The organism is Vibrio sp. 10N.286.49.B3 (assembly GCF_002873395.1).
Taxonomy (GTDB): domain Bacteria; phylum Pseudomonadota; class Gammaproteobacteria; order Enterobacterales; family Vibrionaceae; genus Vibrio.
Window position 1 is genome coordinate 43,978 of the sequence record NZ_MCUV01000030.1, and the last position, 12,567, is coordinate 56,544.

At 42.1% G+C, this 12,567-nt stretch carries 11 protein-coding genes and 1 pseudogene; 1 reads left to right on the forward strand and 11 read right to left on the reverse strand.

From position 1 onward, the window contains the following. Positions 1-21: 21 nt before the first annotated feature. The 8 genes and pseudogenes from BCU68_RS10945 to BCU68_RS10980 all read right to left on the reverse strand — a co-directional run bounded on the left by BCU68_RS10945 (position 22) and on the right by BCU68_RS10980 (position 6,786). Positions 22-936: an OmpA family protein gene (locus BCU68_RS10945; RefSeq protein ID WP_102564788.1), complete on the reverse strand. Its 915-nt coding sequence runs from the start codon at positions 934-936 to the stop codon at positions 22-24. A gap of 92 nt (positions 937-1,028) precedes the next feature. Then, positions 1,029-1,997 (reverse strand): OmpA family protein, encoded by a 969-nt coding sequence (locus BCU68_RS10950; RefSeq protein ID WP_102564789.1) that lies wholly within the window; start codon positions 1,995-1,997, stop codon positions 1,029-1,031. Positions 1,998-2,325: 328 nt separating this feature from the next. Further along, positions 2,326-2,634, reverse strand: a complete 309-nt coding sequence (locus tag BCU68_RS10955) for a nucleotidyltransferase domain-containing protein (RefSeq protein WP_102564790.1) — start codon at positions 2,632-2,634, stop codon at positions 2,326-2,328. Next, positions 2,627-3,037 (reverse strand): HI0074 family nucleotidyltransferase substrate-binding subunit, encoded by a 411-nt coding sequence (locus tag BCU68_RS10960; RefSeq protein ID WP_102564791.1) that lies wholly within the window; start codon positions 3,035-3,037, stop codon positions 2,627-2,629. The genes BCU68_RS10955 and BCU68_RS10960 overlap by 8 nt, the downstream gene beginning before the upstream one ends. A gap of 78 nt (positions 3,038-3,115) precedes the next feature. Continuing rightward, entirely contained in the window at positions 3,116-4,090 is a 975-nt protein-coding gene (locus BCU68_RS10965; protein ID WP_102564792.1) for an acetyltransferase, read from the reverse strand. Between the two features lie 73 nt (positions 4,091-4,163). Then, positions 4,164-4,781: pseudogene (locus BCU68_RS10970) on the reverse strand (TetR/AcrR family transcriptional regulator); the annotation flags it as partial. Positions 4,782-4,868: 87 nt separating this feature from the next. Next, on the reverse strand, positions 4,869-5,582 hold the full coding sequence (locus BCU68_RS10975) for a hypothetical protein (protein WP_206747262.1): 714 nt from the start codon (positions 5,580-5,582) through the stop codon (positions 4,869-4,871). A 16-nt stretch (positions 5,583-5,598) separates the two neighbouring features. After that, positions 5,599-6,786, reverse strand: coding sequence for a BamA/TamA family outer membrane protein (locus tag BCU68_RS10980; RefSeq protein WP_102564795.1), 1,188 nt, complete (start codon positions 6,784-6,786; stop codon positions 5,599-5,601). A 215-nt stretch (positions 6,787-7,001) separates the two neighbouring features. Between BCU68_RS10980 and BCU68_RS10985 the strand changes: the two genes are divergently transcribed. Then, positions 7,002-8,492: a capsule assembly Wzi family protein gene (locus BCU68_RS10985; protein ID WP_157935194.1), complete on the forward strand. Its 1,491-nt coding sequence runs from the start codon at positions 7,002-7,004 to the stop codon at positions 8,490-8,492. 81 nt (positions 8,493-8,573) lie between these two features. Here the strand turns inward: BCU68_RS10985 and wecA are convergent, their stop codons facing one another. The 3 genes from wecA to BCU68_RS11005 form a co-directional block, all read right to left on the reverse strand. Next, positions 8,574-9,632, reverse strand: coding sequence for a UDP-N-acetylglucosamine--undecaprenyl-phosphate N-acetylglucosaminephosphotransferase (wecA, locus tag BCU68_RS10990; protein ID WP_157935195.1), 1,059 nt, complete (start codon positions 9,630-9,632; stop codon positions 8,574-8,576). 256 nt (positions 9,633-9,888) lie between these two features. Next, on the reverse strand, positions 9,889-10,539 hold the full coding sequence (locus tag BCU68_RS11000) for an ABC transporter ATP-binding protein (protein WP_102564799.1): 651 nt from the start codon (positions 10,537-10,539) through the stop codon (positions 9,889-9,891). Further along, positions 10,539-12,494 carry a capsular polysaccharide biosynthesis protein gene (locus tag BCU68_RS11005; RefSeq protein WP_102564800.1) on the reverse strand — a complete coding sequence of 652 codons (1,956 nt, stop codon included), beginning with the start codon at positions 12,492-12,494 and terminating at the stop codon, positions 10,539-10,541. The genes BCU68_RS11000 and BCU68_RS11005 overlap by 1 nt, the downstream gene beginning before the upstream one ends. Between the last annotated feature and the right edge of the window lie 73 nt (positions 12,495-12,567).

A 12,567-nucleotide genomic window follows, 5' to 3' on the forward strand; every position in this document is an offset into this window, starting at 1 on the left:
AAGTAGTAAAATCTTCTAATTCTATTTGCTAATGTATTTTGTTATATCGAACTCTCGGTATATAAACGCCGAAAATGGTGCCTTTCTAAAAGTTCTTCTCACTTGTGGCCCCGTGCGCTCTTTTGCTGATAGCTCCAAATCCGAACGAAGCTCACTAAAGAACTCAAAGCCACGTAAATCACTACTCACTTTCTTATCACGGGAATAAGCCCACACTTCCATAGAACGAGCATTACAAGATTGCCCGGCGCAGCGGTAATGACGGTATAAGTGAGAAGCAAACTGCTCATTTTCAGTCATCAAGATCTCCACACGGCGATTGCGGGCTTTATTGCTTTGACTGTTATTTTTTGCGATAGGATAATCAGGACCACCCGCGATCAAAACGAGTGCATTATGCGGCACACCTTGCTGCTCTAGATAACGAGCGGTTGAAAGTGCTCGCCTTAGTGATAAATCAATATTATGTGCCCATGAGCCAGACGCATCAGTATGACCGGTAATCACTAAAAGCTGATTATCACGCGCAGCTTGCCTTTCATGATAAGTGACCGCGACCTCGGCTAGCTGGGTTTTTATTTCACTATTCAACTTATCGCTATTAACGGCAAAGCCAGAACTGGCCGATAAATTACGTAAAATTGCAATCCCCTCTCCCAACTCATCAAGCGGTTCCCCTGCCTGCTGGTTTGGGTAAAAATGCACATAGCCCCCCGCCTTCTCAACGGGAAAGTACCGCTCATCATTACCCACTTCAGCAACCCAAGAAAAATCCTTCTCAACCTCAGAAAGCGTCTCTTCTTTGCGGGTTAAAGCGGTCTCTTTGATAACTTCGGTTGGTTGAATTTCTTTATCTATATAAACAACATGCTCAGGAGAAGAGCAGCCTGATAGCGCCAATATTAAAAGTAAATAATAAAAATACTGCTTATTCATGCCCAATAACTATCCATACTGAGAGCCAAAATTACGAAGCCTAAGATCAATCCTTATATCTTGGCTTTTCCTATAATGTAACGAAGTGCCATTTAGCCACGCGTTGGCGGCAGCGACAAAGAACGATAACGAATGGTTTTTTCTGCCTGAGCACGCTCTTGCTGTAACTCATCAGCATTAACACTGCGAACTTCTTCTACTGGCTCTTTCACCACTCGAATCGTTTTCAGCTCGGTTGGAATGTAACGAGAGTTTGTCGTGACCTTACCATCACGCGTATAACCAACAGCCTGAAGCTCTCTTGATTCACAGCCATTAGAAAAGCAAGGTGCTGAACGATAGTAATCACTAACAAAATTCACATCATGAGTAATAAAGAACTCCACACGACGGTTCTTCGCTTTGTTTTCTACACTATCGTTTTTAGCAATCGGGTAATCAGGCCCTGCTGCCATACGTAATAACGCTTCATTCGGTACGCCTTGCGCCATCAAGTAGCGCGCCGCTGAGTCAGCGCGATCGCGTGACAACTGCTTATTGTATTGCCACGAACCTGAAGAATCGGTATGACCGGTAATAATGATGAACAACCTCTCATCATTAAATTTCAAATGGTTATGATATAAATTTTTAATCGAGTTTAACGCCGGAGTAATATTCGGGTTCAATGTTGAACTACTGACCATAAATCCAGCCGTATCAATAGCGTTATAAGCACCAACATAGCCGTCATCGCTGGCTAAGCGAGTCTGTTCAATAAGCTGAGTTAACTCGAGACTTGGGTCATCAATATTCTCACTATCAAAAATATGATAAGCATTATCACCGCTGTCTTTGGCGAAGTAACGACCGGGCTCAATATGATCTAACTGCTCATTAATAGAGACTTCATTAATTAATGACGCTGCATTGATAACTTCGGAGATATTATTTTCAGGCTGATGATTAAGAACGACAGTTGAATTATTGGTTTGCTCAATGATCTGTGTGTGCTGCTGATTATTGGAGCATCCCGATAGGGTCATTAAAAAAACAAATGAAAGCGTTATTTTATTATTCATAGCTATATTTTGTACTTCAAATAGTGCATGACACAGATGATCCGTGCAAAAATCATACTGCAACTTATTGATAACTTACATCATAAGTCTCCGTAAATACTGTATATATAGCAATTAATTAATCCCTCTTGTTTGTAAGGGAATGTTACAGATTAATCTATTTAAAAAGCATAAAAAAAGCCCCGATATAAATACCGAGGCTTTATGTTTGACAGATTAACTATTAATAAGACGCATTCGGCGTCAGCACAGCATAGTCGGATGTAGGAGATGCTATCTATATAAATGTGGGCTATAAAAGGCGCGATTAAATATGTAACGCTTTGGGTTATGGGGTAATCGTCACGCCATAACGAGTAATATGATCTAATAACTCAGGCGAAGTGATCTGATGCTTCACCACCAAATCCACTTTATAAGGTAGAGTGGATTGCTCGAATTTTTCAAGCATCGCAGCCAAATCATTCAAGGTTAATGCGTCCCCCTCTAAAGCAATATCAATATCAGAACGATCTTTATACGTCCCTAATGCGCGTGAACCAAAAAAGCAGGCAGACGTCACGGCAGATTGACGCTCAATCACATCACAAATCAATTGTAGGTGATGAGGCTTAAGACCAAACTGCAAACTATTCATTGCTTTGTACTTCTAAATAAGCCGTAATGGCAGCAATCACTGGTGAGAATTTTTCCAAAATAAGAGACTGTGCTTCTAAGACATTTTCTTCATCGTAAGTATGAGATAATAAATTACGCTTAATCAACGCCTCAAGCATCACTTCACACTGCTCTGAAGATATATGATTAGCTTCTAAAGCCGTACGAATAACACTGCGCGGCGACGCAACATCAAACCCTTCAAACTCCAGTAAATCTTTTAATGTTTTCCACGTTAACTCAAAAGAAAATTCGAATGTTTGCACCAGACCAGCGAGCTCTAATTCATTATAGCTTTCTTGTGAGCAGGCTCTGAACAACCTTTGTTGTGCTTTTTTAAGGTTTTGTAAACGCTGCTTCCAACGTTGTGGATTTGCTGACATGTGCTGTTCCTTCCAAGTCATTTGAATTTGGCTCGGTAATTAGAGCGAATAAATAGATCGAATAGCTAGATCGAATAGCTAGATCGAATAAGTAGTTTCGACCAGTGCGATGAGTTTTTCAATATCGGTGTGAGGAAGTTGATTTATCCCTGCTGCCGCTGCGCGCCCTCCTCCCGTTTCAAACTGACGACAAATATCCACCGCACCTTGTTTATTATTCAATGGCGCGCGCAGTGATAGCGTAAAAGTCGATAAACACGCATTAGGCGTCAGCACAGCATGAGCGCGCTGAGGAGTTTGATTCGCAAGCCAGTTACCATAAACGCCACTGACCCTATGTGACCAAGGCGCATTAGGTAATTCAAACAGTGCCAACGTCTCACTTTGGTAACGCGGCGTTATCGCTTGAGCTTGCGCCATGTCTTGCTGATAGGCGCTTTGCAACTGATAAAAAGGGGAAGTGCGATCGGCAATCACATCAAACGGAGACGGATAAGCCAGCAGCGCTTGATAGAGATCGGCAGGATGAAAATGCAGGTCATAAACCGTGCGTCCATAACCATTATAATTCAGCAGAGTACCCAGTTCTTGCAGTTGTGCGCGCTGATGAGCATCAAGCCCAGCCGCCATTGCCAACTCATCGGCTTTCGCCATTAAATTATCACCATAGGCCGCCGTAATCGCCCAGTGATGATAAGCGCCATCAAGATACATATCGACAATCAAACCGGTACAAGTATTAGCATCGGTATCAATGTGGGTTTCAAGCCTAGCCGTTGCCAGATCCGATCGATCTTCACCGGCAAAATGATGGTCGGCATACCAGACTTGTGCGCCTTGTTTAAGTAATGTCTCTAACGCCGCGCGGTTTTTATCCAGAGAAATATCCAGCACCGTCACGCTGTCAACACGCTTTGCTTGCTCAAGCTGCGCCAACAGTTGAATGTCGCGCTTTACCCCAGTCACCAAGTGTGAGGCTTTAGGATGAGCTAAACGCAGTTGCAGCAGAGCAATAATACCATCGGCATCGCCATTAAAGACATCATAGTGCATTGGGTTTTCCCGCTGTGGGTTGCGCCGGTTCCGCGTCTTTCCGATCTTGCCCTTCCGATTCCTTACCCACCAACAAGCCACGCTCTAATAACGATAGCTGCTCATAGCCTTGTTCAGTGGCAATTGGCTTCACGACCGAAATCATCTGTGCCATGCCTTGATAAACGATCGCTTGAGTAATGCTAGTATTTGGCGACATTGATGACTGATAGCTAAGCCAACTGGTGGCAATTAAATGCAGCGTGGTGATCAAAGGTTTCAACGCCTCATCACTCACGCGTAATAAATCCATCGCCACAAACGAGCGCATGATATTAATTAAGTTGGTTTGCAGCTTCTCTTGCACCGCTAAGTAATCACCATGCAGCGCTTCATCACGCGATAGAATCTCAGGTAAATCAGCGTAAAAGAAACGGTATTTCCACATCAGAGTGAAGAGAGAATCAAGATAGTGGCGCAACATCGACAGACTGCCCATCTGCTCTTCAATTGGCACAAAACGCGCTAACAATTCATTGGAATAAAGACCAAAAATATCACGCACAATCTCTTGCTTATTATCGAAGTGATAGTAAAGATTGCCCGGGCTCATATCCAGATGGGCAGCAATATGGTTAGTGGTTACATTACGTTCACCCTGCTCATTAAACAGCGTCAATCCAGCATAAACAATTTTATCGCGCGTCTTCATAAATACCTTACTCTCATCAAATAGACCAAGCAGCCGTGTAAGCTACTTTCACTATCATAGCAAATAAATCACCGCCTTTTTATAACGCTAGCGACAATCATTTTCATAACGCTGCAATTCTGCATTAGCGCTGAAAATAAAACCATGATAACGCACCTTAACAAGTTGATAATCCAACTTAAGTGCCAGCCAATATGTCACGCGCTCTTCACCCGTTTGCTTGACAGGAATTACCTCTAACTCTCCCCAAGGCTTTAAGGTGATCATCTCGGTGGGTTGCACTTGATAGGCATACGGCTCGGGACCATCGGTCGCCTGGCGAGTCAAAAAAAACTGCTCATCACCATCGAGCACATGCTGACGAATTTGAATCGAAAGCGTATCGACATCGCGCAGCGGTCCACCCTCATGATGATACGCCGTTATTTGACCATCTAAATCGACAACCGAATCACTACCATCTGGAGAAAAACGTACCGTCATATCACGATTTCTAAACCCAGACACCACTTGATGAAATGAGGTCGTCAGCCAGCTTTTCTGCTCATGAGACCAAACGAGTGTCGCCTTTTGATCATACTGAGTACCAATACCTAAAATGCTCGCCTTACTTTGCGAAGTCACAGTAGCTTGATTGCCTTGCCATAACTCATCGCGCTGCATATACCCAGTGCGAATACCACTAAGATAGATTTGATAATACGTTTTCTTTTCACACTGCTGAAAAAGAGGCGAAGCATCAGTACTCGCAATAAGATCTGCACTCGCCAGCCAATAAACACCACTTAGCCATAGCAACACTCTCGTCACCGTCACCTTAAAAGACTTCATTAACATTAAGATAAAACGCCGTCTCATTTTGTCCTACGCCAACATCAGCGCGCAAATTAATTTTATCTTTAACCCGAAAACGAAAGCCCGTTCCATAAGAAGTCAACACATCATCATTTAGCTGAGACAGCGAAGGCGCAACACTGCCCGCCGCTGCCCAAAACACCATCCCTAAGCGCTGAACAATCGGTAAACGATACTCCATTTGCCCCATCAGCATATGGTCATCACGATAGCGCCCCTTAATATAGCCACGCATCGCACTCGAACCGCCCAAATCTGGCACTTGATACCAAGGCACATCCCCTTCACTAAACTGACCCTGTACCTGCCAAGCAAACACGCCCGGTAAAGGGGTTAAATTGATATAATTTGCCAGCTCCATACCATATAACTGATAACTCTGATCACTTTCAAAGTTACGATAAAGCCCAGCCTCAAGCTGAAACAACCAACCATCGCTGGCATTTAAGCGATAGTCACGTGAATCATAAAGGCTAGATAACACAACGCCGGCACTGGTGCTACTTGGTAATGAAACCCTAGCGAGCGAGCGCCCATTGTCAGCGATGTGTTGTAAGTTATCAGCTCTCGCATGCGTCAGATCCGCGCCAACACCTAAAAAGTAATGGTTACTAAACGCCGTCATCCATACAGGCTGAAACGAATACAACTGCTCATCAAACTCATGCTTATTTTGATCGGCATCGCCCGCCGCGATCCCCTTGCCATAATAGACCGACGCTTCATTATGCAGCTCTAAATCCAACAACAAACGTTGCTTGCCTTGATTAAAGTAGGTCATATTTTCAATCGAAAGCCCATAAGAGCGATTCATTGATACAAACGAATTCACCACCAAAGAAGAAGGTTGCTCACTCTTATCAGCATATTCTGTGTGATAGAGCCCAACCATCAATAGACCAACCCCAAACTTCTTTTCCGGGGTGTAATAGGCGGTAGGCAGGTAGCTCATATCGATCGACTTACTGGTATCGAATTCACCATCAGCGCCCACCCTATCGAGCAGATCATCGATCCAAGTACGCTCTAGATACTCAGGGGTGGCAAACAGTGGCTCAACAGGCTGAGCGAAAGTAGGTAGCGTCAAAAAACTGGAACTGGAGGCTAAAAAAAATAGCGCCCGATTAAAAAGAGAAACTCGGTACTTCATTTGCTTCCTTGAAATAAAGATAATATCGCGAGTCACAAGTCGCCGCATAAACGCACACGACTCTAACAGATACTAGGGTTGATAACACAAGATTACTGATTAACGTCTATTAACTGATCATGCTAGATAGATAGGCATTTGGTTATTTATTATATCGCAATTGCTGTATGATCGCGCGCTTACTGCCTATATTGATAAATAACTCGGATAAATCTATGCCTTCCTTCACTAAAGGATTGGCGCTTTCTGCACTTTTTCTTTCTACCCTAGCTCAGGCTAAACCTTGGATTGAACCTACCGATTTGCATCTTCGCGCTGATTTACAACTTTTAGCTAACGCTGGAATTATTACTGTGCCGATCACCACCTACCCATTAATGTGGAAAGAGGTAATGACCAGCATCAACCAGCACAGTGAACAAGCACAATCCGGCATGGAAGCCAACGCTATACAACGTGTACAACGCGCGTTTAAAGCATCACAGAGTCAACAGGTAAAACTCGCTGCCGGTCTTGCCTCAGAAGCGGCTCGCTTTCAACACTTTGGTACGCCAATGCGGGAAAGCAATGAAGTCACCGCAGCTTATAGCAACAGCGGTAACCAGTGGTCAGTAAACCTTGAAGCAACCTATTCACATGACGCGCAAGATGGTGAAGATAGCCGCCTTGATGGGAGTTACCTTGCTCTCATGTTAGGCAGCTGGGTGATTAGCGCAGGCTATCAGCAGCAGTGGTATGGCCCTGGTTGGGATAGCGCTTTAACCATGAGCACCAACGCTCGACCGTTACCTTCTCTCAACTTAACTCGTAACAGCGCTGAGCCCTTTAGTGCCCCTGTATTGAAGTGGTTCGGACCATGGACACTCACCACAGGCTTTGGCTGGATGAATGACGAACGCTTTATGGATGACACTTTATTATGGACGTTCCGAGGCACAATCAAGCCACACCCGAATTTTGAGTTTGGAGTGTCACGCGCGGCTCAACTATGTGGCTCGCACTCGCAAAGCGGGGTTGAAAAAAGCTGTGATTTAGATACGTTTTGGCGAGTATTAATCGGTGATACTAATGTCCAAGGTGAAGAGAATCCAGCCAATCAACTGGCTTCGGTGGATATGCGCTGGGGGGATACCTATCGCGGCGTACCATACAGTATTTACTGGGAATCGATGGGCGAAGATGCGGTGCGTTTAGATCGCTTTCCTCCTTTTCAAGCAAAAAGCTACCTTTATGGCGCAGATGCCTCTTATAACCTAGCAAGCCAAACCATCACCACCTTCTTTGAGTACTCCGAAACCGCTCCCCATTGCTTAGGCATTAATGGCAACTGTGCCTATGAGCATAATACCTATCGTAGTGGTTATCGCTACCACGATCGAGTGCTGGCTTCAACTTATGATAATGATGCCCAAACTTTTACATTAGGGTTTGTTGGCTTTAATAATAGATCAGCACATAACTGGAAAGCCAACCTTCGTTACCTACAGCTCAATAAAAATGGTACCAATAAAAATGTAGAGCATGGTGGGGGGAATAAGGTCTCACCGGATGGCGAAGATACCTGGAATATGGACATCAACTATATTTTCCCAATAGCGCGAGGAGAAGTTGAAGTAGGGGCGGAGTATAGCTACATTCAATATCGCGATAAGCGAGGTAACGATAGCTACTTCGCAACTTGGATGCATTGGAATTATCAATTTTAGAACTACTTAGAAACTAGACGTACTCAATAGCAATAAAGCAACAGTGGGTATTCAGCTTGAATACCCTTTTTCTTATACACTCTAGTGACTAGCAATGCTATCTACTGATTTTAATTGTATCTTCTTTTCTAACCACAGGTTAGCTGCGCAATAGAGTATAAAAAGCTGAAAAAACAGTAGTAATATTGTAGATTCAGCACTTCCACTTAACTGCAGAAACAAACCAATAACAGCAGTACTCAAAGAAAAGGTACCAATAACAATCAAAGACTTTCTTGCGGAAAGACCAAAATTCATTAAGACATGATGAATATGTCTGCGATCGGCCTTGAGTGGCGACTGTTTATTATACAGCCTCTTTACAATAACCAGCGTCATATCCATTAAAGGAACGGCCATTAACCACAATGCAGTGACAGGGTGCATCACCTCCAATAAAGTTGATTTATTAATAGGTTGAGTCGCAAACATCAGTAGCCAGATAACGGTGAAACCCACAAGAAAACTGCCCGCATCCCCCATAAAAACTTTATATCGAGAGCCTGATTTCAAATCGAGGTTGAGTAATATATAGGGACACATCGCTGCAATAAAAATAAGACAAAACAACATAAAGTCATAATTACCCGATAAGCCAAATAGTATACCTAAGCTACCTATCGTTCCCATCGCGAGCACCCCTAATAACCCATCAATACCATCAAGCATATTAAAAGCCGTAATACAGCCAATAATAGCAAGAGTTGTGAAAAGTAATGCACCATCATCAAGGTCTATATTTCCTTGTCCAAATAGATCACCTAAATGAAAAAAATGGATATTCTCCTGCTTGACTAACCAAAATGAGATAAGGATGAGAACACCTAAACGATAAGTAGCTCTGATGTCGAGCTTATCATCTAGCATGCCGATAAAAACCAAAGCACTACTAAACAGAAGGTATTTATATTGGTGCACCATAAGATGAGGTAATAACATGATGACAGAGCCAACACCAAGCAATATGCTGATACCGCCGACAAGAGGAACATTACCATTATGACACTTACGATCCGAAGGGATATCGACTAAGCCGGCCGAAATTGCAACCCTCCTCAGTAGCGTTAAAGAGAGCGCTGATACAAATGTTGCTAAAAACATATAAAGATAAATGTGCATTGAAAGCCGGATTTTATTTTATTTATGGTAAGAGTATTAACGAATTCCCTGTATGTTGCAAAAAAAGAGCAGCCGAAGCTACTCCATTTATCAAACATAATAGTAAAAAGACTAAAAGAGGCCTTAAACCTCTTCACAGCCCATCTAGGGGATTTTTTACGAATATATGCGTTAAGTTCCTTTTCTGCCGTCAAGTATACACGAATACCCTCTATTAGCATTGTGTTAAACGGAACGACTAAAGTTCCTTATAAATGGTTAAGGCTTCTTCAAGATCATCATAAAAAGTCAAAGTCCCTTTATGTAAAATCACCGCACTATCACAAAATTCACGTAATTCTTTCATATCATGACTAACCATTATAACGCTAGCTGATTTACTTTTATCAAGTAATGCTTGTTTCGCTTTTTTACGAAACTTTTGGTCGCCAACAGAGGTTGCTTCATCTATTAAATAGATTTCAAAATCAATCGCGATACAACAACCAAATGCTAAACGTGAGCGCATACCACTCGAGTAAGTTTTTACAGGAAGGTCATACTTAACACCTAACTCAGCAAAATTTTTCACCTTCTCTTCATATTCATCAAGGTCAGCAATGCCGTTGACTCGACCAATAAAGCGCGTATTCTCACGCCCCGTCATCTGAGGGTGAATCCCCGTAGCTAAAGCAACCGGCCAAGATATATCTCTGTCAGTAATAACTTTCCCTTTATTAGGATACTCACTACCAGCAAGGATACGGAATAGAGTCGACTTACCCGCACCGTTTGAGCCTAATATTGCTATATTATGCCCTTCCGGTAGAGTGAAATTTATATTTTTAAAAATATATTGATTACCCAGTTTTGAAGGATAGTATTTCGTTAAATTTTCAAGTCGTATCACTATCTAATCCTATCTCTAAGTCGCCTTATTTGAAGTAAAATAAATAAATATAAACTAAAATTTACAGATATGTTACCTTCCCTCTGTTGATGAATGCGCTGAATGGTCTGCTCCACAGTACAAGCCATGTTAGTAAACGTATCAATATACGTTGGGTAATAAATCAGGGAACCATAAACTAACTCTTCTAAACTTAGAGTACGAGTTCTCCTGCTACAAAATTCTCGATCAATGGTTAGTCCCCACCCTGCATAAAATGGCATACCATACGTATATACTTGCTTACTTCTTAGTAAAGCTTCAAAGCCTGTCAATGACGTCATCGTATGAACTTCATCAACAACCTCAAGTAAATAATCCATATCAATATTATTAACAACCATATCAGCAAAAGCGTGGCTAATAGTTACGCTTTTATCTCTCTCTCCAGCAATAACATCCGGGTGAGGCTTATAAATAATAAAAGCATCTGGATTTTCATTGCGAACAAGCTCTAGCAACTCATCGTTAGTTTTTATTTTTTCTGAGCCGTACCGGATAGAAGCATCACTTTCAACTTGACCTGGTACTAAAAGTATTCGTTGAACACAAGGTAATATAAGTGAACCCTGAGTTCCTACGTTATATTTAGTTACTTTTGATTCTCTAAGTAATTTGATTAACCTAGAGGCTCTAACATTCTCCCACTCCGTTAACTGTATACGATTATAAAAAGACTCAAGATCACTAACTTGTGTTGAGTCAAAATAAATACCAGACTTATCGAGAACTAAAGAAGCTGGTTTAGATAGTTGAACTCCTAATCCACAAGAACGGATAAAACCATCTTCAATCCGCCACTCAATCGCATCAGTCGCTTGTTTTTTGCCCCATAAAATAGAAACATCTGAATGCTTTGAATCCATCAATTGCCATAAATTAAGGTAAGGACGTATAAGAAAATTTCGCACAAAAGAAAGATGGGAGTGATTCACATAAAGAGATTGTAAGGAAACTTTATTCAGTATGTCAGAAAAGAGGTTAATTATATCTTCCAACTCGCATTGGATGCCTAAAACAGGATCGACATAACGCGAATATTGAATATACGCAGCATAAAAAACCTGCTCCAGAGTTCGAGAAAGACCTCGACGAGAGCATGACTGTTTATCATTTGTTAACCCCCAGCCTGCATAAAACGGCAGCCCATAGCAATGAACTGAAACGCTACCTAACAACGCTTCAAATCCCATCAGGCTAGAAACGGTATACAGGTCACTAACCGATTCAAGAAAATCCCATGGGTTGACACTTTCTGAGCAAACACGGATACGGCTATTTTCTACCGGTACAGGGTAAAGAAAGCCTTTTTTCTTCCCTGCTAGTACATCAGGATGAACTTTTAGCCACACATCATCATTTGGATGTAAATTCAGCGCATCTTCCAACATTCGAACGAAAGTAGAGGCGTCGGCTTGAGCCCCCTCAACAGACGCATCACCTTGAGTTTGGTCAATGACAACTATTTTAGGCTTACTCTCAAGAGCGCTTAAAGTATTACTGTTATATTTAGATAAACGATACTGCTTAATCGCTCCAATACAAGAAGAGGCACGCGCTAATTCTGCCGAAGTTAACGCATTAGAGTCTACTATTAATGACTCTAAACGCGAAGGTTGGCGGGAGTCATAGTAAATGCCTTCATTATCCATAATGAGGCTGGCAGGAGGAGCACCATTAACACCAAGCCCTACAGAACGTAAAAAACCATCTTCCAAAGCAATATAAGGTAAACCATGATGACGAGCATAATCTCTCGCTTTCTTAGCTGTTGATTTAAACCCCCAACCTACAACGGCTTGTGCTGTATTACGGTGATTTATATCATTACCTATATCTAACTCAGGGTAAAAAACACCTAAGTTACTAATTTTTAACATTCCCTTTGAAAAGCAAGCAGCAATCGTTTTATTCATAATAATTATATTTTTGAAAATATCTCAATAACTTTATCTAAGTCTTCTTGAGTATCCACTCCAGCTTTAGGTA

Coding starts and splice junctions, on each gene's coding strand:
- BCU68_RS10945 (WP_102564788.1), bottom strand. CDS start 936: ATGAATAAGCAGTATTTTTATTATTTACTTTTAATATTGGCGCTATCA.
- BCU68_RS10950 (WP_102564789.1), bottom strand. CDS start 1,997: ATGAATAATAAAATAACGCTTTCATTTGTTTTTTTAATGACCCTATCG.
- BCU68_RS10955 (WP_102564790.1), bottom strand. CDS start 2,634: ATGAATAGTTTGCAGTTTGGTCTTAAGCCTCATCACCTACAATTGATT.
- BCU68_RS10960 (WP_102564791.1), bottom strand. CDS start 3,037: ATGTCAGCAAATCCACAACGTTGGAAGCAGCGTTTACAAAACCTTAAA.
- BCU68_RS10965 (WP_102564792.1), bottom strand. CDS start 4,090: ATGCACTATGATGTCTTTAATGGCGATGCCGATGGTATTATTGCTCTG.
- BCU68_RS10980 (WP_102564795.1), bottom strand. CDS start 6,786: ATGAAGTACCGAGTTTCTCTTTTTAATCGGGCGCTATTTTTTTTAGCC.
- BCU68_RS10985 (WP_157935194.1), top strand. CDS start 7,002: ATGCCTTCCTTCACTAAAGGATTGGCGCTTTCTGCACTTTTTCTTTCT.
- wecA (WP_157935195.1), bottom strand. CDS start 9,632: ATGTTTTTAGCAACATTTGTATCAGCGCTCTCTTTAACGCTACTGAGG.
- BCU68_RS11005 (WP_102564800.1), bottom strand. CDS start 12,494: ATGAATAAAACGATTGCTGCTTGCTTTTCAAAGGGAATGTTAAAAATT.